Annotated in this window: 18 protein-coding genes and 3 tRNA genes; 8 read left to right on the top strand and 13 right to left on the bottom strand. The window is 57.6% G+C overall.

Annotated features, from left to right (window positions below):
- Positions 1 to 29 precede the first annotated feature (29 nt).
- On the top strand, positions 30 to 2,096 hold the full coding sequence (gene gyrB / locus L1C91_RS07845) for a DNA topoisomerase (ATP-hydrolyzing) subunit B (RefSeq protein WP_234858774.1): 2,067 nt from the start codon (positions 30 to 32) through the stop codon (positions 2,094 to 2,096).
- Between the two features lie 227 nt (positions 2,097 to 2,323).
- Here gyrB and L1C91_RS07840 read toward each other — a convergent pair whose 3' ends face one another.
- Positions 2,324 to 2,617, bottom strand: coding sequence for a TetR family transcriptional regulator (locus tag L1C91_RS07840; RefSeq protein WP_234858773.1), 294 nt, complete (start codon positions 2,615 to 2,617; stop codon positions 2,324 to 2,326).
- Positions 2,604 to 2,840, bottom strand: coding sequence for a CopG family transcriptional regulator (locus L1C91_RS07835; protein ID WP_234858772.1), 237 nt, complete (start codon positions 2,838 to 2,840; stop codon positions 2,604 to 2,606). The genes L1C91_RS07840 and L1C91_RS07835 overlap by 14 nt, the downstream gene beginning before the upstream one ends.
- A 284-nt stretch (positions 2,841 to 3,124) precedes the next feature.
- Between L1C91_RS07835 and gyrA the strand changes: the two genes are divergently transcribed.
- From gyrA to L1C91_RS07815, 4 genes are all read left to right on the top strand, one after another.
- Entirely contained in the window at positions 3,125 to 5,617 is a 2,493-nt protein-coding gene (gene gyrA / locus L1C91_RS07830; RefSeq protein ID WP_234858824.1) for a DNA gyrase subunit A, read from the top strand.
- Complete coding sequence (locus L1C91_RS07825) at positions 5,617 to 5,973, top strand: DUF3566 domain-containing protein (protein WP_234858771.1); 357 nt, start codon at positions 5,617 to 5,619, stop codon at positions 5,971 to 5,973. The genes gyrA and L1C91_RS07825 overlap by 1 nt, the downstream gene beginning before the upstream one ends.
- An 86-nt stretch (positions 5,974 to 6,059) precedes the next feature.
- Positions 6,060 to 6,133: transfer RNA gene (locus L1C91_RS07820), tRNA-Ile, on the top strand.
- Between the two features lie 11 nt (positions 6,134 to 6,144).
- Positions 6,145 to 6,217, top strand: a tRNA-Ala gene (locus tag L1C91_RS07815).
- A gap of 197 nt (positions 6,218 to 6,414) precedes the next feature.
- Here L1C91_RS07815 and L1C91_RS07810 read toward each other — a convergent pair.
- Positions 6,415 to 7,263 (bottom strand): hypothetical protein, encoded by an 849-nt coding sequence (locus L1C91_RS07810; protein ID WP_234858770.1) that lies wholly within the window; start codon positions 7,261 to 7,263, stop codon positions 6,415 to 6,417.
- A 123-nt stretch (positions 7,264 to 7,386) separates the two neighbouring features.
- On the opposite strand from L1C91_RS07810, the gene L1C91_RS07805 reads away from it, so the two are divergent.
- Together L1C91_RS07805 and L1C91_RS07800 are read left to right on the top strand one after the other, a co-directional pair.
- A complete protein-coding gene (locus tag L1C91_RS07805) occupies positions 7,387 to 7,908 on the top strand; it encodes a peptidylprolyl isomerase (RefSeq protein ID WP_234858769.1) in 522 nt (173 codons plus the stop codon).
- A gap of 157 nt (positions 7,909 to 8,065) precedes the next feature.
- Positions 8,066 to 8,647, top strand: a complete 582-nt coding sequence (locus L1C91_RS07800) for a rhomboid family intramembrane serine protease (protein WP_234858768.1) — start codon at positions 8,066 to 8,068, stop codon at positions 8,645 to 8,647.
- 429 nt (positions 8,648 to 9,076) lie between these two features.
- Here the strand turns inward: L1C91_RS07800 and crgA are convergent, their stop codons facing one another.
- From crgA to L1C91_RS07760, 8 genes are read right to left on the bottom strand one after another with little or no spacing between them, the layout of a single operon-like run.
- Positions 9,077 to 9,340 (bottom strand): cell division protein CrgA, encoded by a 264-nt coding sequence (gene crgA / locus L1C91_RS07795; RefSeq protein ID WP_020975356.1) that lies wholly within the window; start codon positions 9,338 to 9,340, stop codon positions 9,077 to 9,079.
- A 29-nt stretch (positions 9,341 to 9,369) separates the two neighbouring features.
- Positions 9,370 to 11,406, bottom strand: a complete 2,037-nt coding sequence (gene pknB / locus L1C91_RS07790; RefSeq protein ID WP_234858767.1) for a Stk1 family PASTA domain-containing Ser/Thr kinase — start codon at positions 11,404 to 11,406, stop codon at positions 9,370 to 9,372.
- Positions 11,403 to 12,914: a serine/threonine-protein kinase gene (locus L1C91_RS07785; protein WP_234858766.1), complete on the bottom strand. Its 1,512-nt coding sequence runs from the start codon at positions 12,912 to 12,914 to the stop codon at positions 11,403 to 11,405. The genes pknB and L1C91_RS07785 overlap by 4 nt, the downstream gene beginning before the upstream one ends.
- On the bottom strand, positions 12,911 to 14,314 hold the full coding sequence (locus L1C91_RS07780) for a penicillin-binding transpeptidase domain-containing protein (RefSeq protein WP_234858765.1): 1,404 nt from the start codon (positions 14,312 to 14,314) through the stop codon (positions 12,911 to 12,913). Before L1C91_RS07780 ends, L1C91_RS07785 begins: the two co-directional genes overlap by 4 nt.
- Positions 14,311 to 15,675: an FtsW/RodA/SpoVE family cell cycle protein gene (locus L1C91_RS07775; protein ID WP_234858764.1), complete on the bottom strand. Its 1,365-nt coding sequence runs from the start codon at positions 15,673 to 15,675 to the stop codon at positions 14,311 to 14,313. Before L1C91_RS07775 ends, L1C91_RS07780 begins: the two co-directional genes overlap by 4 nt.
- Positions 15,675 to 17,036: a PP2C family protein-serine/threonine phosphatase gene (locus L1C91_RS07770; RefSeq protein ID WP_234858763.1), complete on the bottom strand. Its 1,362-nt coding sequence runs from the start codon at positions 17,034 to 17,036 to the stop codon at positions 15,675 to 15,677. The genes L1C91_RS07775 and L1C91_RS07770 overlap by 1 nt, the downstream gene beginning before the upstream one ends.
- 1 nt (position 17,037) lies before the next feature.
- Positions 17,038 to 17,532: an FHA domain-containing protein FhaB/FipA gene (locus L1C91_RS07765; protein WP_234858762.1), complete on the bottom strand. Its 495-nt coding sequence runs from the start codon at positions 17,530 to 17,532 to the stop codon at positions 17,038 to 17,040.
- Between the two features lie 23 nt (positions 17,533 to 17,555).
- Positions 17,556 to 18,221, bottom strand: coding sequence for a DUF3662 and FHA domain-containing protein (locus L1C91_RS07760; protein ID WP_234858761.1), 666 nt, complete (start codon positions 18,219 to 18,221; stop codon positions 17,556 to 17,558).
- Between the two features lie 244 nt (positions 18,222 to 18,465).
- On the opposite strand from L1C91_RS07760, the gene L1C91_RS07755 reads away from it, so the two are divergent.
- Positions 18,466 to 18,548: transfer RNA gene (locus L1C91_RS07755), tRNA-Leu, on the top strand.
- 86 nt (positions 18,549 to 18,634) lie between these two features.
- On the opposite strand, the gene L1C91_RS07750 is transcribed toward L1C91_RS07755, so the two are convergent.
- Both L1C91_RS07750 and L1C91_RS07745 read right to left on the bottom strand, forming a co-directional pair.
- The gene (locus L1C91_RS07750; protein ID WP_234858760.1) at positions 18,635 to 19,963 is read right to left on the bottom strand and encodes a cryptochrome/photolyase family protein; all 1,329 of its coding nucleotides are present in this window, start codon (positions 19,961 to 19,963) and stop codon (positions 18,635 to 18,637) included.
- Positions 19,960 to 20,382: an aldehyde dehydrogenase family protein gene (locus L1C91_RS07745; protein WP_234858759.1), complete on the bottom strand. Its 423-nt coding sequence runs from the start codon at positions 20,380 to 20,382 to the stop codon at positions 19,960 to 19,962. Before L1C91_RS07745 ends, L1C91_RS07750 begins: the two co-directional genes overlap by 4 nt.
- Positions 20,383 to 20,414: the final 32 nt, after the last annotated feature.

The raw sequence follows: 20,414 nt of genomic DNA, 5'->3' as shown, positions 1-20,414 counted from the left end.
CACTTAAGATTAGGAGTGCTGCTTCAATCGTGGCTGCAGAAAATTCTGAACACGCATATGACGCCTCATCGATCACAATCCTCGAGGGCCTCGAAGCTGTCCGTAAACGTCCGGGCATGTACATCGGCTCAACCGGTGAGCGTGGTTTGCACCACCTCATTTGGGAGGTCGTCGACAACTCGGTTGACGAAGCGATGGCGGGTTATGCAACCAAGGTTGACGTCACCCTACTAGAAGACGGCGGCGTCGAAGTTGTTGACAACGGTCGTGGTATCCCCGTGGAGATGCACCCCAGTGGTGCACCCACCGTGCAGGTGGTCATGACTCAGCTGCACGCCGGCGGCAAGTTCGACTCTGAGTCTTACGCAGTGTCTGGTGGCCTTCACGGTGTGGGTATTTCCGTGGTTAACGCGCTGTCTACTCGCGTTGAGGCAGACATTAAGCGCGATGGTCACCACTGGCTGCAGAACTTCACTATGGCTGTTCCGGATGAACTGATTAAGGGTGGAAATGCCCGTGGAACAGGCACGACGGTGCGTTTTTGGCCGGATGGCGACATTTTTGAAACCACCACTTTCAAGTTCGACACGATTGCGCGTCGTCTACAGGAGATGGCTTTCCTTAACAAGGGCCTGACCATCACTTTGACGGATAAGCGTGTAACCGATGAGGAGCTCGAGCTTGAGGCCTTGGCTGAAGCAGGGGAGTCCGCCGAGCTGATCGGTGGGGATTCTTTTGATGACGCCGCGGTGGATGCTGCCGACACTGATGCTGAGGCTGATACTAAGAAGGCTGCCAAGCGGGAAAAGAAGAAGGTTTTCTACTACCCGGATGGTTTGAAGGATTATGTCCGCTCGCTGAATAAGTCCAAGCAGGCAATTCACCCGACCATCATTTCTTTCGACGACAAGCGTGACGTTGAAGAGGTTGAGGTGGCAATGCAGTGGAATTCTGGTTACAGCCAGTCCATGCATACTTTTGCTAACACGATTGCGACGATTGAGGGTGGTACGCACGAGGAAGGTTTCCGCGCTGCGCTGACTTCTTTGATGAACCGCTACGCGCGCGACCACAAGCTGCTGAAGGAAAAAGAGCCCAACTTGACCGGTGATGATTGCCGCGAGGGTTTGGCGGCTGTTATTTCGGTGCGTGTGCGTGAGCCCCAGTTTGAGGGTCAGACCAAGACCAAGCTCGGAAACACCGAGGTCAAGGGCTTTGTTCAGAAGGCTGTTAATGAGCACGTGGGTGCTTGGTTTGATGCTAACCCCGCGGAAGCTAAGGCCATTATCAACAAGGCTGTGTCTTCTGCTCATGCTCGCCAGGCTGCGCGTAAAGCACGTGATTTGGTCCGACGTAAGTCGGCTACTGACTTGGGCGGGTTGCCGGGTAAGCTCGCCGATTGCCGTTCCAAGGATCCTTTGAAGTCCGAGCTTTACATCGTGGAGGGTGACTCTGCGGGTGGTTCCGCAAAGTCCGGCCGTGACTCCATGTACCAAGCTATTTTGCCGTTGCGTGGCAAGATCCTCAACGTGGAAAAGGCACGCTTGGACAAGGTATTGAAAAACAATGAGGTCCAGGCGATCATCACTGCCCTGGGTACCGGCATTCATGATGAGTTCGATATCGACAAGTTGCGGTACCACAAGATTGTGCTCATGGCCGACGCTGATGTCGACGGTCAGCACATCGCAACCCTGCTGTTGACTCTACTGTTCCGCTTCATGCCGCAGCTGATTGAAGACGGATATGTGTACTTGGCTCAGCCGCCGCTGTACAAGTTGAAGTGGCAAAAGGGCACTCCTGGGTTTGCGTATTCCGACCGCGAGCGCGATGAGCAACTTGAAGAAGGCTTGGCTGCTGGCCGCCGCATCAATAAGGATGATGGCATTCAGCGTTACAAGGGTCTGGGCGAGATGAACGCTAAGGAATTGTGGGAGACCACGATGGATCCGAGCCACCGAGTGCTGCGCCGGGTGACGATGGAAGATGCACATCGTTCCGATGAGCTGTTCAGCATTCTGATGGGTGATGACGTCGTGGCGCGTCGCTCCTTCATCACGCGAAATGCGAAGGACGTCCGCTTCCTCGACGTTTAGGACGTCTAAGACGTTTAAGAGCAACAAAAAGTGTGGGCCCAGGAAGTTTTCCTGGGCCCACACTTTTATATCGACTGTGGTTGCGATTCTTCCGCCACAGTAACAGCACCTACTCAACTGAGTTAACAACAGTCACTGTAATCACAACAGCCCCAAATTTAACACGCGTAACATTTTGGGGCAAACAGCGCTAACACTAAATGGGGGTAAAAGCTTACACCTCGTCGTTAAACCTCATCATTAATCCTCGCGAAAACTTCCCCAGCGACACGCGCAAACACTCGATTCGCGCCGCTTAAAGGCTCCAGCAACACAATCGCCTGCTCTAAAGCTTTTCGCGCAGCCCGCACTGATTGAAACACAGGAACACCATCAAACTGGGCACCAGTAACAGCGGCAGCTGCAGCAACAAATCCATAGTCAACAACACTGACTCGTTCACTGCGGCAGACCTCATCAGCGATCAGCAATAATTGCTCAGCTGACAGGCTGCGTAAAGGCGACACGCTAAAAGAATCCATCGTCACCACCCCCGCCCTCAGCCGCACGCAAACGCCGATCCATCACGGAATAACCCGGAACCAATTCACGGGCAAGATCAGCAATCTGCGCATCCTCAAGCATGCGAGTCGCCTGAGCAACAATCGAACGCACAACAGCCTCATGCTTACTCGTGCCCATTGACTGAGCTAACAAAGCCAAAGCCCGTTCCTGCGATGCAGACAACCTCAACGTCATAGCCATAGTCGCCAGACTACCCCCAACAACCGCAACAGTGATACCACGGTGATACCAACGCGGCGTCATAAATTAAAAAATTGGCCTATAAAAGGCTACATGCCCCCTCAGAGCCACTGAAGCCACCCACAACAGAGTAGAATCGACCGGGTACACGCGGGCCTACCAAGCGGCAGCACACTGCCGCCACCCACAGGTCCGAGACAACAAAACCAGAAGGGAATCGCGTGAGCGACAACACCTCCGATTCACTCTTTGACCGCATTGAACCCATTGACATCAATGAGGAGATGCAGTCCAGCTACATCGACTACGCCATGAGCGTCATCGTCGGCCGTGCACTACCCGAGGTCCGCGACGGCCTCAAGCCCGTGCACCGCCGCGTGCTCTACGCCATGTACGACAACGGCTACCGCCCCGACCGCTCCTACGTGAAGTCCGCGAAGCCCGTTGCTGACACCATGGGTAACTATCACCCCCACGGCGACAGCGCCATCTACGACACCCTGGTGCGCATGGCTCAGCCATGGTCGATGCGCTACCCGCTGGTCGACGGACAAGGTAACTTCGGCTCCCGCGGTAACGACGGCCCCGCCGCCATGCGTTACACCGAGTGCCGCATGACACCCCTGGCCATGGAAATGGTCCGTGACATCCGCGAAAACACTGTCGAATTCCAACCCAACTACGACGGTAAAACCCAAGAGCCCACCATTCTGCCCTCGCGCGTACCCAACCTGTTGATGAACGGTTCCGGTGGTATCGCCGTCGGTATGGCCACCAACATTCCCCCGCACAACCTGCGGGAATTGGCCGACGCTATCTTCTGGATGCTCGAAAACTACGATGCTGATGACGCCGCGGCGCTCGAAGCATGCATGAAATACATCAAGGGTCCCGATTTCCCCACCGCCGGACTCATCGTCGGCGACCAAGGGATCAAGGACGCCTACACCACCGGCCGCGGTTCCATCCGCATGCGCGGTGTGACCTCCATTGAGGAGGAAGGCAACCGACAAACCATCGTCATTACCGAGCTGCCCTACCAGGTCAACCCGGATAACCTCATCCACAACATTGCTGACCAGGTCAACCAGGGCAAGCTTGCAGGTATCGCCAAGATTGAGGACGAATCCTCCGACCGCGTCGGCATGCGCATCGTCGTCACCCTGAAGCGTGACGCAGTTCCGCGCGTGGTGCTCAACAACCTGTACAAGCACTCCCAGCTGCAAACCAGCTTCGGCGCGAACATGCTGTCCATCGTCGATGGTGTGCCCCGCACCCTGCGCATCGATCAGATGATTCGCTACTACGTGGCGCACCAGATCGACGTCATTATTCGCCGCACCCAATACCGCCTGGATGAGGCCGAAAAGCGCGCCCACATCTTGCGTGGTTTGGTCAAGGCCCTGGATATGCTGGACGAGGTCATTGCTTTGATCCGTCGTAGCCCTACCGTGGACGATGCTCGCGCCGGCCTGATCGACCTTCTTGATATTGACGACATTCAGGCAGACGCCATTCTGGCAATGCAGCTGCGTCGCCTCGCAGCCCTCGAGCGCCAGAAGATCGTTGACGAGTTGGCGGAAATCGAGATCGAAATCGCTGACCTCAAGGACATTCTGGCCCGTCCCGAACGCCAGCGTTCCATCGTTCGAGATGAGCTTGCAGAGATCGTGGAGAAGTACGGCGATGACCGTCGCACTCAGATCGTTGCAGCCTCAGGTGAGGTCACCGAAGAAGACCTCATCGCCCGCGAGAACGTCGTCGTCACCATCACCTCCACCGGTTACGCCAAGCGCACCAAGGTGGATCTCTACCGCAACCAGAAGCGCGGCGGCAAGGGTGTGCGTGGTGCAGAACTGAAGCAGGATGACGTGGTCCGCCACTTCTTCGTTTGCTCGACACACGACTGGATTTTGTTCTTCACCAACTTCGGTCGTGTTTACCGACTCAAGGCGTACGAACTACCCGAGGCCTCCCGAACAGCTCGTGGCCAGCACGTCGCAAACCTGCTGGAATTCCAGCCGGGTGAGCAAATCGCACAGGTTATTCAGCTGCAGACTTATGAAGACGCCCCCTACCTGGTGCTGGCCACCGCGCAAGGTCGCGTCAAGAAGTCCCGCCTGTCCGACTACGACTCGGCTCGTTCCGGTGGACTCATCGCCATAAACCTCAACGAAGGCGACTCGCTCATCGGTGCGGTTTTGTGCTCTGCCGACGACGATTTGCTGTTGGTCTCTGAGGAAGGCCAAGCAATTCGCTTCACTGCTAACGACGACACTCTGCGCCCCATGGGTCGCTCCACCGCGGGCGTTAAGGGTATGCGTTTCCGCGGCGAAGACCAGATGCTCGCCATGAGTGTTGTTCGCGAAAACTCCTACCTACTGGTTGCAACCTCCGGCGGTTACGGCAAGCGCACCGAACTGTCCGAGTACCCGGTCAAGGGACGTGGCGGCCTCGGTGTCGTGACCTTCAAGTACACCCCGAAGCGCGGAAAGCTCATCGGCGCAATTGTCGTGTCCAATGACGATGAGATCTTCGCAATTACCACCGCCGGTGGAGTGATCCGTACCGAAGTTAACCAGATTCGACCCTCTTCCCGTCAGACAATGGGTGTTCGCCTGGTCAACCTCGAAAAGGGTGTTGAACTTCTCGCGATCGACCGCAACGTTGAGCAGGAAAGCGAAGAAATCGAAGCCGAAGTAGCTGGCGTCGAGCAGGCCGCAACGCTAGACGGTGCTGCTGAGGCGAAGGACGCCGATGACAAGGGTGACGCTTAATGGCAACCACCCAAGTACTCGTGCGGCGCATTGCACCTGTCTCAGCCTTCAGGACGGCCTTAGCGCTGTCTCTGGCAGGGTTAGCGGCGTGGATGATCTGTGTCGTGCTGCTGTACTTCGGCCTCGATGCCGCTGGAATCTGGGCGAAGGTGAATTCCATCATTGGTGGTACCGGTGGCTCTCAGGTGGTGGGCTTCGGTGTGGTCATCAGCGTCGCAGCCATCCTGGGTGTGCTGATGTCGGTGTTGTTCATTGTGTTGGCCCCCCTGACAGCGATCATGTACAACGCCATCGTCGACCTGTTCGGTGGCGTGAGCGTGACACTGTCAGAACAACCGCGACGTAAACGCCTTTAAGCGGTTTGAAAAGCTTTAAAAACCATCCACTAGCAGGCGATTTGCTTTATATAGTGGATGGGGTTTAAAGTAATATCTCGTTCCCAGGGCCTATAGCTCAGTCGGTTAGAGCGCATCGCTGATAACGATGAGGTCGCAAGTTCGATTCTTGCTAGGCCCACGCAGGGACAAGGGGCATTAGCTCAATTGGTAGAGCATCTGCTTTGCAAGCAGAAGGTCAGGAGTTCGATTCTCCTATGCTCCACAGAATGAAACCGGTCTATCTTCTAGATAGGCCGGTTTTTTCATGCCCTAACATCCGTCGTGCCGAACAAGCGCGGAGTGAAAAAGGCAGCGTCGCCCACGATGATCTACTCCGTGAAGCATAAAAAATCCCAGCCCCGTGAAGGGACTGGGATTTTCCTCTACCTACCGGCTTAGCCGGAAGACAGCGCTAAAGAATTACTTAGTGTTCCTCTTAGCCTGCTGGGCCTTGTTCTGAGCCTGGTTCTTAGCCTGCTCGGCCTTAGCGCCTGCCTTGTCAGCCGCGTCCTTGACTTCAGCGGCCTTGTCAGCCGCTTCCTTCTTGACCTCTTCAGCCTTGTCCTTTGCGGCGTCCGCAGCGTCGGAAGCCTTGTCCTTCAGCTCCTCGGCCTTTTCGGCGGCAGCTTCTTTGACTTCTTCAGCCTTGTCGGCAGCCTTATCGGCAACGTCGTTGGCCTTCTTCTTCAGGTCGTCGATGGTCGGCGGCTCCTTCTCGATGGAGATGTCCTCGCGGAAGAAGAAGTAGTACACAGCTGCACCGACACCGGCGAGCAGGATCAGCCAGGACAACACTTTGCCGAAGCCGCCCTTGTCCTTACCCTGGGCCTTCAGGGCCTTTTCAGCGCGCTTCTGCAGCTTCTTAGCCTTGCGTTTGCTGCAGCAGCCACGCTTCTTAACGTTCTTGGTGGCCTGCTTCTTAGCCTTGGCAGCAGCCTTGCGGGCCTTCTTGGCTTCGCGGCGGGATAGCTTCTTGGCTTCTTCAGTGCGTTCCTGTGCGAGTTCACCAATGCCGGCACCGAACTCTGCGGCCTTGGTCGACAGCTCTTGTGCTTTTTCGGAGGCCTTGTCGCTGACGTTAGATGCTGCGTTTGCAGCATTCTTCATCAGGTCAGAGTTCATGGCCTGTTCTGCCTGTTCGCGGGCGGAATTGAGGGCCTGCTCGAAGACATCACCGTAGCGGTTCTTGAGGTCCTTGTAGGTATCTTTGCTGGACTTCTTGTATGTCTTGACGGCTTTCATGCCGAGTTTCAGTAGATCAGAGTTCATGCACACCAGGGTACCTGTGCTGCGAAAAACCTGCAGAAAAGTTGGCGGTCCTGGCGGAATTATCCGTAAGCCATGAGCGAACATCACAACCATTACCTGCTCGGCGTTGGTAGCATGGCGTTTATGACTTTGAAGACTGCAACAGCGATCATGCACACCAATGTTGGTGACATTGAGATCGAACTTTTCGGCAATCACGCACCCGAGACCGTCGCTAACTTTGTTGGCCTGGCGGAGGGCACCAAAGAGTATGTCGAAAACGCTAATGGCACCAACTCTGGCCCCTTCTACGATGGCGCCCCCTTCCACCGCGTCATCGATGGTTTCATGATTCAGGGCGGTGACCCCACCGGTACCGGTCGTGGCGGCCCCGGCTACCAGTTCGCTGACGAGTTCCACCCGGAGCTCCAGTTCGACCGCCCCTTCCTGCTGGCTATGGCAAATGCGGGCCCCGGCACCAACGGTTCCCAGTTCTTCATCACGGTTGCTCCGACCCCGCACCTGAACAACCGCCACACCATCTTCGGTGAGGTCACCGCTGAGGATTCCCAGAAGGTCGTTCAGGCAATTGCGTCTACCGCTACGGATCGCTACGACCGTCCGGTCGAGCCGGTCGTGATCACCTCCATCGAGATCAAACAGTAGTTCCTCTTCCCAGGTTGTACTGCAGGCGTCATGGGCTGATTTCAGCTTCATGACGCCGCGTTCACCTTCTGGTGGACGAGTTGCTAGGCGTCGCAGTGTATGCGGCGCCTTTTTCGTTGGGGGAGTTGTATCTGATGAGGCCCTAAGATGGGCGGCTATGAGCTACTACGGCACTCCATCATCGCCCTATGCTGACTTCTTCCGCACAAGGAAGGTCACAACGGCCTTGAGTGTGCTGATCATCGCCTGCTATTTCGTTCTTAAACCGTCGTGGGCGGGTTTTTCCGCCTATGCGTTGGACAGCGGCCACTGGTGGGTGCTGGTGACGAACTTTTTCGCCCATTTCAGTCTCGATCACTTGTTGCTTAACGTGATGATGATTGTCTTCGTCGGTGGGGAAATCGAGCGGGTGTTTGGCCCGGGCGCGATGCTATTGACGTTCTTCCTGGGTGGGTTTGGTGGAACCCTCGCGGTGTGGGCGTTCGATCCTTATAGTTTGACCGCTGGCGCGTCGAGCGCAGGTTACGCGGTGATGGGTGTCCTGTTGGTGATGAGTCGGGACAAGCGTGGGCCGGCTGTCTTGCTTGGCATCAATATTTTGTATTCGTTTTTCCCGGGGGTGTCCATGTGGGGCCATATCGGCGGCCTAGTTGGTGGGTTTATTGCGGCGGGGATTATCAAAGTGATGTTTCGTCGGCAGCAGGCGGGCAGCCGGGGTGCTCCGTGGAGCATGGGGTAGGGCAAAACTGGTGGCTGTCTAGTTGTCAATTTAGGCCGCTTCGGTGGGTGCACCGGGGCGGCTTTTTGTTGTTCTGGTGTTGTCCCAGGTGGCTGTTTACGACACGCCGGTTGAGCTGCATTGTGTGGACGATTGTGGACAACTGTGGATAACTCTAGTTTTTCCACAGGGTTTATGCACATTGTGGATAACTACAGTTTTGTAATTTTCTAACTGTAAGAGCAAAACACCAGCTAAAGCGCTGAAACCCCAGTACACAGGCATGTGGGAAGAAGTTATCCACAGGATGTGGATTAAACGGTGGATAACGTGGCGAATCCCACGTTGTGAACAAGTTATCCCCAGGGGAGACACGAAAAAAGGAGCCCCTACAAGGGGCTCCTGAAACAGTAGTTTTAACAGCCGAGAATGGCTACGAGGTCTCCAGCGCTAACGCCAGCCGGTGGTCATCAACAAACCCATGATGAACAAACCGAAACCGATCAAGTAATTCCAGGCGTTGAGCTTAGCCATCCAGGCGATCTCGGGGCCGAAGATGTACTGCACAACCAACCACAGCAAGCCGGCGAGCATAAGCCCAAACATGATGATCTTGTACCATAGTGGGGTGCCACTGGAGTTGATCTTCACCGGGGTGCGGTTAGCCGGGGTGGTGGACACCGGGGCGTTCTTCGTTACCTTTGCCTTAGGCATGTGTTCTCCTTAAAAGTCCTTTGCCCATCTTAGGGCAGCAGATCGAAAACGTACACCTGGACGGTGACGGGGGCGTCTTTAATCAGTGGTTGACCCGCTGCTGGGGTCTGCCCGGCGATCTTGCCTTGGTCGAGCAGCACAGGGGTTTTCACCTGTTCCACAACAAGTGCGCTATCGGGTGCGGACCAGCCGACGCCCCGCAGCGTGGCCAACGCTTGGGTGGAGACCAACCCGGTCAGGTCGGGCATGGTGATTCGGTTGCCGCGCGACACCTTCACCGCGACGTCAGAACCCTTAGGTAGGTCACTGCCTTCGCCCTCTGCGCTGACGACGGTGCCTTCGGGCTGGTCGGAATCGATGTACTCCAGGACCGGCACGAAGCCCAGGCTGGTGAGGTTGCCTTCCGCGCGTTCCCACTTCAAGCCGGTGATGACAGGTACGCGTACCTCGTCGACACCAGTGGACACGGTGATCGCGACCTTCGTGCCCTTGGACACTTGGTTGCCGGCCCGCGGCGACTGTTCGATCACGGCGCCCTCTTTCACGGTGTCGGAAGGCTGTTCCTTAACCTGACGATCAAGCTCAAGGCCTGCAGATTCGAGGATCTTTGCGGCCTCTTCCGTGTTGCGGCCAGTCAGATCCGGCACCTCGGTGATTTCTTTACCGGAGGACACAATGAGGGTGACGGTGCTGCCCTTCACAATCTCCGACCCGCTGGCAGGGTTGGTGGCGATGACCGTTCCCCGCGGTGCTTTCGGGTCGGCCTGTTGGCGTACATCGACGGTGAAGCCGGCGTCGCGTAGGCGCGTGGTAGCTTGTTCTTCGCTCATTCCGCTGACCGAGGGGATCGCCACGGTGCTGGCGGTGCTAGTGCTGGACTTGCCGGTGACATAGTCGTAGGCGAAAACCCCGCCGACACCAATGAGGACTACAGCCAGCAACCCCGCCAACACAGCTGGCCAGCGGGAGCCGCGCTCGTCATAGTCGTCGTAGTCATCGAAATCATCACGGGTGTTGACGTCGCGTCCCGCCGGCCTGGGCGCAACCTGTGCGGGTTGGCGGTGGATGTCCGCCGCTTGGGCGGGCTGGTAGGTGGAGGTAGCGGGGTAGGCCTGCGGGGCCGGTGCCGGTGTGGCGGGGATAGTGGTGGTGGGGGCTTCGTGCAGACCGGGGCGCGCGTGTGCCCCGCGGCTTTGGGATTGTTGTGGGGCGACGTGTGTGCGCGCCGCATTAGCAATCGTGTTGCGTGCGACACGGCCTAGGTCATCGGCCATTTCCGTGGCGCTTTGGTAACGGTCAGCTGGGTGCTTGGCCATGGCGGTGAGCGTCACGGCGTCAATATTTAGTGCCTCGGTGGGGGTGAGTCCAGAGATGAATTCCGACGGCGGGGTGGGGTTGTCGTGAACGTGCTGGTAGGCCACGGCAACGGGGGATTCCCCTTCGAAGGGCGGGCGCCCGGTGATCACTTCGTAGAGGACACAGCCCAAGGCGTACACGTCAGAGGCGGCCTCTGCTTTTTTCCCGCGGGCTTGCTCAGGCGAGAGGTACTGGGCTGTGCCAATGACGGCCGCTGTCTGCGTCATCGCCGCGGTGGAATCGTTGACGGCGCGGGCGATGCCGAAGTCCATCACCTTCACCGCACCGGTGTTGGTGATCATGATGTTCGCAGGTTTGATATCGCGGTGGATGATGCCGGCGTCGTGGCTGACCTGCAGCGCCTCGCACACGGGGATTAGGGTGCTGGCGGCCTGGGCGGGCCTCATGGGGCCCTGCTCGCGCACGATGTCGCGCAAGGTGCGCCCATGCACTCGCTCCATCACGATGTAGGGCACCCCCTCCCATTCGCCGGAATCGTACACAGCAACGATGGTCGCGTGGTTAAGCTTGCCGGCGTTGGTGGCTTCCCGACGGAAGCGCTCGCGGAAACTGTCGTCGCGCGCCAACTCTGCACGCATCACCTTCACCGCGACACCGCGACCCAAAAGGGTGTCGGTAGCTGCGTAAACATCCGACATGCCACCGGTGCCGATGACCTCGCCGAGTTCGTATCGGTCTGCAAGAATCATGGTTGGGGGCTCGTTTCGTTCGTGTCGTCTACAGTGCCTGCGGGCGGGGTGTTGCCGGAATCGCCAGTATTACCGTTGGTGGTCGATTTATCTGCATCACCCGGGGTGGTGCCGGTGTCGCCACCAGGCTGATCAGCATCAGAGGGAGTCCGTGGAGTGGTGGTCGTCCCAACGCGGGGGCTCGGCGGCGTATCAGCATCACGGCCGTCATCAGGCTTATCTACAGGCGTGGAGGTGGTGGTTGTCGATTTTGTTGTTGACGTCGGCTCCTCCCGCGGCGTCGTCGGTTCAACAGGACGCGGTGCGGGCGCCCGCGTCGGTTCCGCAGGCACCGTGGTGATCTGGGTTTCGGTTACGACCGTCGGCGTCGGTTTCGGGGTGGTGCCGATCAACCCGAAAGCGTTAGCCAAGATAAACGCCGTCGCACCGATCAAGGCGGTGACCAGCACACCCACCAAGATCGGGATGGCCTTGGACTGCTTCTTCCGCGGCTTAGCTTGGTTGAGGGTCTGCGGACGACGCTGGGCAGCAGCACCAGCACCAGACTGGGCAGCAGTAGCATCAGGGCCCGCGCCGATCGCCTGCTGCAAATGCGTCGTCGCATGCGGATCCACAAAACCACCCGCAACCGGAGCCTGCGAAGGCAACACCGTGGTCGGGGCGTCATTAATCATCCGGGGCGCCGGCGGCCACTGCCCACGCCGAACCGCAGCGATAGCCTGCGCAAACTCCGCACCATCGGCATAACGCGAGGCCGGATCCTTGCGCAACGCAATGCTGATGAGCTCTCGCGCGGCGTCAGAAATCGGAGCATCAATATGCGGCGGGGCCTGGCTAATATGCGCCAACGCTACCGACACCGACGAATCCCCACTAAACGGGCGGGAACCCGACAACATCTCAAAACCCACCACACCCAGCGAATACACATCCGATGCTGGGGTGACATCAAAACCCTGGGCCTGCTCCGGGGACACATACTGGGCGGTACCCACAACCATGCCGGTGCGCGTCAACGCCACCGACTGCGCCGCCTTCACAATCCCAAAATCCGTAATCTTCACAATCGCGCCACGCGCCGGGTCCCCCACAGAGGTGCCGGAAGAATCACGCAACAACAAATTGCCGGGCTTGATATCGCGATGCACCAAACCGGCGTTGTGGATCGCCGCCAAACCAGATGCGGCCTGCTCCAAAATGTTCAGCGCGTCATCCTCAGCCAAAGGCTGCCCACTACCCAGATTCGACAACAAATCCGCCAAAGATTGGCCCGGCACATACTCCATCACCAGGGAAGAATCCTGGTAATCATAGGTGCGCACCACATGCGGATTGTCGATCTTTAACGAGGATTCAGCCTCGGTGCGGAAACGGTCCACAAACTCAGGGGCCGCCGAAAACTCCGGGCGGAGGATCTTCACAGCCACCGGACCCTGCTCCGTGTCCGCCAACCACACGGTGGACATGCCACCGTGGCCAATAACCCTGTTCAAGCTGTAGTGCATCATTGGGCTGCCTCGATTACTGCTCGTCCGATAGGTGCCGCAACAGAACCACCCGTTGCGGCCTGTCCGCGGTCGCCACCGTTTTTCACAACCACAGCTACCGCAATGTCCTTGCCGGGGGCAAAAGCGATGTACCAGGCGTGCGGATTAGAGTTGCGGGAATCCTGCCCGTGCTCCGCCGTGCCCGTCTTGGAGGCAATCTGCACCGAACTATTACCAAGTGTGTGGCGTTCGCTCGACAACATCATCTCCGTCAACTGGGCGGCAATGCCCGGATCAATCCCATCAACCTGCTTCGGCTTCGTCGTGCGCAGAACCTTCAGATCAGGGGCCGTCACCGTCGACACCAGATACGGCTCCATACGCTTGCCGCCATTCGCGACCGTTGCGGCGACAACAGCGTTTTCCAACACGCTCATCGTCACGTCGCGCTGGCCGATAGCAGACTGCCCAAGCGAGGCCTGATCAGCAAGATCACCCAGGGTGCCCGGGTCCATCGGCAAGCCAATGTCGTAGGTGTCCTGCAGGCCGAAATGCTTAGCGACGTCGCGGAGCGGGTCAGGCCCCACGGCCATCGCCATCTCAGCAAAAGCCGTATTGCAGGACAGGGTGAACGCATTCATCAACGTTGTCTGATCCCCGCCGCCACAACGCATACCGTCATAGTTTTCCAACGTCGTCGTCGTGTTCGGCAAGGTGATTTCGGGTGACGCGGTCACGGTGGAATCAGCATTCCACCCCTGGCTTAGCGCCGCAGCGGTGGTAATCACCTTGAACGTCGAACCAGGCGGCAGAGTCTCTTGCGTCGCGTGGTTGAGCAAAGGCGAGGCAGGATTATCCACATAGCCAGCCCACGTCTGCTCCGACGTCTCCGGGTCGACGATCAACGCCGGATCGTACGACGGGGTAGAGGCCATCGCCAAAATTTCTCCAGACGACGGGCGGATAGCAACCACCGCGCCGTCATAATTCTTGTCAGCCAACTGGTGGAACGCCACATTTTGCAGCGCAGGCTGCAACGTCAAATCAATGTTGGCGCCCGCTGGCTTCTTGCCCATCAGACGCTCCGTCAGCGAAGCATTAAACACCGCAGACCCATCCAACACATCGTTATAGCCAAGCTCAAGGCCGGACAAGCCGTAGGTCTCGCTCAAATAACCCTCGACCGGGCCAAACACCAAAGGATCAGTGGGGTAGTGGCGGCCGTTCTCATCCGAGGTAGCCAACACCAAACCTCCCGCGGAAATCTGCCCACGGGGGGTATCCAGAGAGCGATAATAGGTGCGCTTGTTACGCGGATCGTCCGCATAGCCCGAAAAGACCTGCACATACTCCAGGTTGACCAGCAGCACCACACTCATCAGCAGCGTAAACAGGGACGTCAAACGGATAGAACGATTCATCGTGCACCTCCAGCCGCGGCTGATACCTGGCCTGCAGTAGCCCCCGCTGGCGAGTGAGAACCGGAACCCGAGTGTGCGGCAGGGGAGTTCGCGGCGTCAGAAATCCGCAAAATAATCGCCAACAACACGTAGTTCGCCAACAAAGAAGAACCACCCGCCGACATAAACGGAGTAGTCAAACCGGTCATCGGAAGCAAAGCCGAAATACCGCCGACAACCACAAACACTTGGATGGCAATCGTCAAGGACAAGCCCGAGGCAACCAACTTCCCGAAAGAATCACGGCACTGCAACGCCACACGCATACCGCGCGTAATGAAAATGGCGAACAGCATCAAAATGGCCGCCAAACCCACCATGCCGAGCTCCTCGCCCACCGCCGCCAAAATGAAATCCGACACTGCGACGGGAACCTCATTGGGATAACCCTTGCCCAAACCCGTGCCAGACACCCCACCAAAATTTAGACCAAACAAGGCCTGAGACAACTGATAACCAGCAGAATCATAATTGTCGAAAGGATTGATGAAGTTCTGCACGCGAGCCTGAATCTTCGAAGAAATCTGATACACGCCCGTGCCGCCAATAGCGACCAGCACAACACCAATCAGCAACCACGACACTCTGCCAGTAGCTAAAAACAGCATGCCCAACACAGTGCTGAATAACAGCAAAGCCGGGCCGAAATCATTTTCCCCAGCCATGATCATCAAAGCCAAAGCCCAAACCAACAAAATCGGGCCCAAGTCCCGAAGACGCGGAAACTCCATACCCATAAAGTGATAGCCAGCTACCGTAAACAATGCGCGCTTATTGACCAACAATTGGGCAAAAAACAGCAGCAGCAGAATCTTGGAAAACTCACCCGGCTGCACCGAAAATGGGCCAATCGAAATCCAAATATTGGCATCCGCATCCATCGACGTCGGCCACACCATAGGCAGCGCCAACAGCACCAAACCAAGCAGGCCAAGAATATAAGAAAAACGCCCCAAACTGCGATGATCACGCAAAATAAACAACAGCACGACCATCATCACCACAGCAAGCAGCGCCCACATCACCTGCTTAGCCGCCAAATTAGGATTCAGGCGATAAATAATCACCAAACCCAAAGCATTCAACGCAGCAGCCACCGGCAACATAATTTGATCTGCCCGAGGCGCCACAAAACACAACGCCACATGCGCCAGAGTAAACACCCCGATGTAGCCGCCGATCACCCACCCAAACATCTTGAAGGACTCAATATCCAAATTGGATAAAGTAATCGCCAACACCACAGCAGACAGAAGTAACAGACGAAGCTCAGCCCACCGTGGTTTAAAACTCACACCGCGGGACTCATGCTTGGCAGACATCAGCCCACCTCCCGACAATTCTTACCCGGACTATTCAAATCACCCGAGCCTGACGCCGCGGAATCACGCTTGACACACACCGGCAACGCCTCAGAACCCAAACGCTGCAACTGGCCCAGCACATCGTCATAACCAGACTCCGGCAAACCCTCAATGCTCGAACGCACCGACTCTGGCAAAGCACCAACCGTAAACGGAACACAAGCGCGGGAATCCTCTTCCAGACTCACCACAGACACCCGCTTCTGCTCCGACAAACACGCCTTCTGGAAAGGCTTATGCAAATCGATACCAACAACAGAGGATTTAAACCCCTGCTCAACGATCACGCGGTCGCCATCAACCGACACAAAAAAGTTCTTCTTCGACGCGTGATTCACCCACCCGGCGGCCACCACCAAAGCAATAACCACCAACAAAGAAACAATCAACGGCCACACACGCAGCCGCTTAAAAAAACCAGTCTTAGCCCGACCAGAAGGCTGCTCAGCAGGCTCAATAGTACGAATCAACGCCGCACGACCAGCAGCAGTATCCGGACGCGGATCCTCCACACCAGCATTCAATGTACCCGCAACAACCGGATCCACCGGCAACGCAGCAGCCTCAACGCCCCCCGCGGCGTCATCACTATCAAGCCCAACAACATCGGCAACAACAACCGTCACATTGTCCGGACCACCAGAACGCAACGCCAAATCAATCAACTTACGAGCAGCCTGAGCAGGGTCCCCCACACCCAAAGCCTCCTCGATCGTCGAAAAACTCACCGGATCCGACAAACCATCACTACACAACAACACCCGATCCCCCGGGCGAGCCTCCGACGACCACACCGTCGGCTCCACCGGACGACCAGTACAAGCCTTCAAAATCAGGGAACGCTGCGGATGCGTCGACACATCCTCCGGATCCAACTCGCCCCTGTCGACCAGCGACTGCACAAAGGTGTCATCCACAGTGACCTGCTGCAACACACCATCACGCAGCACATAACCACGCGAATCCCCCACATGGCACCAATGCAACTGTGCGCCATCAAAAGAGACAGCCGTCAGCGTCGTGCCCATGCCCTCTGTCTCCGGACGCACACGAACCTCCTCCGCAATGGCCTGATTACCAGCAGTAGCAGTATCGGCCAACAACTCCGGCGACACCACCCCAGCATCACCAGCCGCAAGCGAGGCATCCAGATCACGGAACTCAGTCACCATCAACTGGCTCGCAACCTCCCCCGCCGCATGGCCACCCATACCATCAGCCAACACCAACAAACGAGGGCTCGCATACGCCGAATCCTCATTATTCTGGCGAACTAACCCGCGATCGCTCGCGGCCGTGAAATTAAGCGCGAGTTTCAACTCAAACCATCCTCAACGCCGTCTGGCCCACAGTAATAACATCCGACACACGCTCCGGCTGCTCCACACGCCACTGGCCAACAAAAGTGCCATTACGAGAATTCAAATCCTCAACAAACCAATCCCTCGAACCCGGACGACGGAACAACCGAGCATGACGAGACGAAGCAAAATCATCCGCAATCACAATGTCGCACTCCGGATGCCGACCAATAACCACCTGATCAAAACCAGACAAGTCATACGCCGGGCCACCAATAACCTCCAACACATCAGCACCAGAAGAACCCGGCACCGACGAAGAAGCTGCCGTGGCAGCACCCTGCACGCCACCAGCAGACGGAGACGGAAGCGCAGACGCTGACCCCCGCGCCGTCATCACTGGAGCCGCAGGCGCCCCACCCACACCCGACAGATCACGGCGCAACTCACGCAACACCGCAAAAACAAACACCCACAAAACAACCAGCAGGCCGATGCGAAATGCGAGCTCCATCAAAAACTCCCTCGTGGACGCACTCAGCGCCCCGTAATCCGAACCTCTAGCTGAGAATGCCCAACAGTAATAACGTCGCCATCACCCAACAACCAATTATCAATTTTCATGTCATTAACAGTCGTGCCATTCGTCGACTGCAAATCAACCAACACAGCATCACGGCCGTCCCACGTCACCTCAGCATGCTGACGCGACACACCAGTATCCGGAAGACGGAAATCAGCCTGCTGACCACGGCCAATAATGTTCGAACCCTCATGCACCGCATACGTGCGGCTCGAACCATCCTGCAACAACAACGTCACAGTCTGAGGCTGAGCCTCCGAAGAAGAACTCGTCTTCAACTGGCCAGAACGCAACGAAGAATCCTCAACCAAATCCACACGAATAGGGCCCGGAACAGACCAACCATTATTACGGCACAAACGCGTCATACGATCCGCGAAATCCACGGCCGCCTCATCCGGAATGCCACAAATATCCTTAGAAGACAAGGACACGCGGAACACATTCGGCACCTCAACCGTGCCCTCGTACGTCTTCGTGACGTTGTCCTCCGCCTCCTGGCGCAGAGCCTCCTCGATCTCAGCGGGAACAACCTTTCCGCCAAAAACGAAGGCGAAACTGTTGTCAAGGCCACGCTGCAAAGAACTATCAAGCTTGGCCATCTTGCCCAGCAACGACATCCTCGAGCCTCCTGTAGTGCGTCAATAAGTCACGCGCCAGTCGGTCCGGCGGCTTACAGCTATCAAACTGGTTATAAAACTGCATATAACCTGGCAATCTGGCATTCGAAACACCATAATCGCTTGTCAATGTTGCCAGTATAGTCACATCAATTAGTGTTTGGGCAGCGTGCGGACCAGATTTGTATAAACGCAGCTGCGGGTTTATTATTTTGAGAGTCGCTTCACGCGGCCATCTGCACTCGGGCGAGTGGCGGAATGGCAGACGCGCTGGCTTCAGGTGCCAGTGTCCTTCGGGACGTGGGGGTTCAAGTCCCCCTTCGCCCACAAAACCCCAACGGGGCCCAGCTTAACGGCAGGGCCCCGTTTTTTCGTGCGGCGGCCTGCCTGTGTCTGGGCCTGTGCACACCCCGCTAGCCCTTGACCTCCTCGTAGCGGGCGAGGGCCTCCAAACGCTCCTCGGCGTGATCCACGATCGGCGCCGGATAATCCGCAGGAAGCTGCCGCATCTTGTGAATATCCTTCGCCGAACACAGCTCCAGCTCGGGCACCCAGCGCTTAATATAACGCGCATCCGGGTCGAACTTTTCGCCCTGAGTCATCGGATTAAACACCCGGAAGTAAGGGGAGGCGTCCGTGCCGGTGCCCGCACACCACTGCCAGGAATGCTGATTGATCGCCGGGTCGAAATCCACCAACACGTCGGCGAAATGCTTAGCGCCCACCTGCCAAGGCATGTGAAGATCCTTCGTCAAAAAGCTCGCCGCGATCATCCGCACCCTGTTGTGCATCCACCCGGTCTTGGCCAGTTGGCGCATGCCGGCATCCACGATCGGGTAGCCGGTGCTGCCTTCCTGCCACGCGCGGAAGCGCTCGTCGGGTTGGTCCCAGTTGAAGTGCTCGAAACGGGGGTTGACGTCTTCCCACATGCTGTTTGGCTGATGGTAGACGAAGTCCCCGTAGAATTCCCGGAACGCGAGCTCCCTGATGAATGCGGCGGCATCCGCGGCCCGAGCAGAATCGTTGCCGCGCACATCGGGCTGTAGGGAACGGATGAGGGTGCGGGGGTGCAGCGCGCCAATGGCCAGGTAGGCGCTGATTTGTGACGTCGCGGGCTTGTCCGGCCGGTCACGCTGCGTGCAGTAACCATCGAGCCGTTCCGTGCGGAACGCTTCCCACTTATCCCAGGCCGTCCACTGCTGGTACTTTTCATCGGGCAGTGTTGTTGCCGCAGCCGCGAGTTCTGCAGGCTCCAACCATGCCTTATAAAAAGATGTGAATACTTTGTAGTGCCCGCCCGTGGTTGTGGTCAGTGTCCCCGGGGTGACTGTGTAGGGGTCACCTACGGCGACCAAAGCGTTGTCTTCGTTGAGCTTTCGCAGCGCCTGCTCTGTTTCTTTGTCCCGGCGCAGCCCCAGCGGGGTGTAATCAGCGCTGACATAGACAGTCGTGGGGGCGGGAAGGTCCTCGACGTAGTTGGCGATCAAGTCCGCAGCGCTGGCGCCGAGGTGCTCGTCTTTCCGGATGACGTCAATCGGGCCAAGATGCTCTTGGAGTTCCGCGAGAGTCTCGTCAAGCAATTGTGCTCGGAACGGGGACACGGTGCGTGGGTAGACGAACACGCGGTGTAGGTCGCCGCGGTTGGGGGCCTCGGCTGTTTCTTGCTGGGCTGCCTCGAGGGCTGGGTGGTCGAAGGGGCGCAGGTCGTGTCGTAGCCACAGGACAGTGCTGGTGGTGCTCATGAGCCTAAGGCTAGCGGCGGGGTCAGAGGAAGCGCTTGCCGAGCTTTAGCAGCCTGCCCATCGTCTCCGGCCCCAACGCCGCAGAGATCTCCGAAATGGTTGCCACCCGCTGCTGAGCGATCGTGCGACTCTGGGTAAATTTCAACAAGCCAACATCGCCATGGCGGCGGCCCACCCCACACGCTTGCATTAAGCCCGTACTCGGTATCGTTCGCCAGGGCGATAGCCTCCGCCATCGTCGACGCAGATTGCAGATATACCACCGGGCCGAAGACTTCCTCTTTAAACAGCCGGGCATCAGAAGGCACGGCTTCTAACACAGTGGGCGCATACAGGCGCCCCTCCATGCCCTCCACCGGGGACGGCAGCGTGAAACCGCCAGTGAGAACGCGTGCGCCGCGCCCCACGGCGTCATTCATGCACACCAGTGTAAAGGTGCGCGTAGGCGTGG

Origin of the sequence: Corynebacterium argentoratense, from assembly GCF_021491455.1 — a bacterium.
Lineage (GTDB): Bacteria > Actinomycetota > Actinomycetes > Mycobacteriales > Mycobacteriaceae > Corynebacterium > Corynebacterium argentoratense_A.
Note: the sequence above shows the minus strand (reverse complement) of the source record. Positions and strands in the feature narration are given on the sequence as shown.

Coding starts and splice junctions, on each gene's coding strand:
- L1C91_RS07835 (WP_234858772.1), bottom strand. CDS start 2,840: ATGGCTATGACGTTGAGGTTGTCTGCATCGCAGGAACGGGCTTTGGCT.
- crgA (WP_020975356.1), bottom strand. CDS start 9,340: ATGCCTAAGGCAAAGGTAACGAAGAACGCCCCGGTGTCCACCACCCCG.
- L1C91_RS07745 (WP_234858759.1), bottom strand. CDS start 20,382: ATGAATGACGCCGTGGGGCGCGGCGCACGCGTTCTCACTGGCGGTTTC.
- pknB (WP_234858767.1), bottom strand. CDS start 11,406: ATGATTCTTGCAGACCGATACGAACTCGGCGAGGTCATCGGCACCGGT.
- L1C91_RS07840 (WP_234858773.1), bottom strand. CDS start 2,617: ATGGATTCTTTTAGCGTGTCGCCTTTACGCAGCCTGTCAGCTGAGCAA.
- L1C91_RS07800 (WP_234858768.1), top strand. CDS start 8,066: ATGAGCTACTACGGCACTCCATCATCGCCCTATGCTGACTTCTTCCGC.
- L1C91_RS07785 (WP_234858766.1), bottom strand. CDS start 12,914: ATGATGCACTACAGCTTGAACAGGGTTATTGGCCACGGTGGCATGTCC.
- L1C91_RS07750 (WP_234858760.1), bottom strand. CDS start 19,963: ATGAGCACCACCAGCACTGTCCTGTGGCTACGACACGACCTGCGCCCC.
- L1C91_RS07775 (WP_234858764.1), bottom strand. CDS start 15,675: ATGTCTGCCAAGCATGAGTCCCGCGGTGTGAGTTTTAAACCACGGTGG.
- L1C91_RS07810 (WP_234858770.1), bottom strand. CDS start 7,263: ATGAACTCTGATCTACTGAAACTCGGCATGAAAGCCGTCAAGACATAC.
- L1C91_RS07765 (WP_234858762.1), bottom strand. CDS start 17,532: ATGGAGCTCGCATTTCGCATCGGCCTGCTGGTTGTTTTGTGGGTGTTT.
- L1C91_RS07825 (WP_234858771.1), top strand. CDS start 5,617: ATGGCAACCACCCAAGTACTCGTGCGGCGCATTGCACCTGTCTCAGCC.
- L1C91_RS07760 (WP_234858761.1), bottom strand. CDS start 18,221: ATGTCGTTGCTGGGCAAGATGGCCAAGCTTGATAGTTCTTTGCAGCGT.
- L1C91_RS07780 (WP_234858765.1), bottom strand. CDS start 14,314: ATGAATCGTTCTATCCGTTTGACGTCCCTGTTTACGCTGCTGATGAGT.
- L1C91_RS07805 (WP_234858769.1), top strand. CDS start 7,387: ATGACTTTGAAGACTGCAACAGCGATCATGCACACCAATGTTGGTGAC.
- gyrA (WP_234858824.1), top strand. CDS start 3,125: ATGCAGTCCAGCTACATCGACTACGCCATGAGCGTCATCGTCGGCCGT.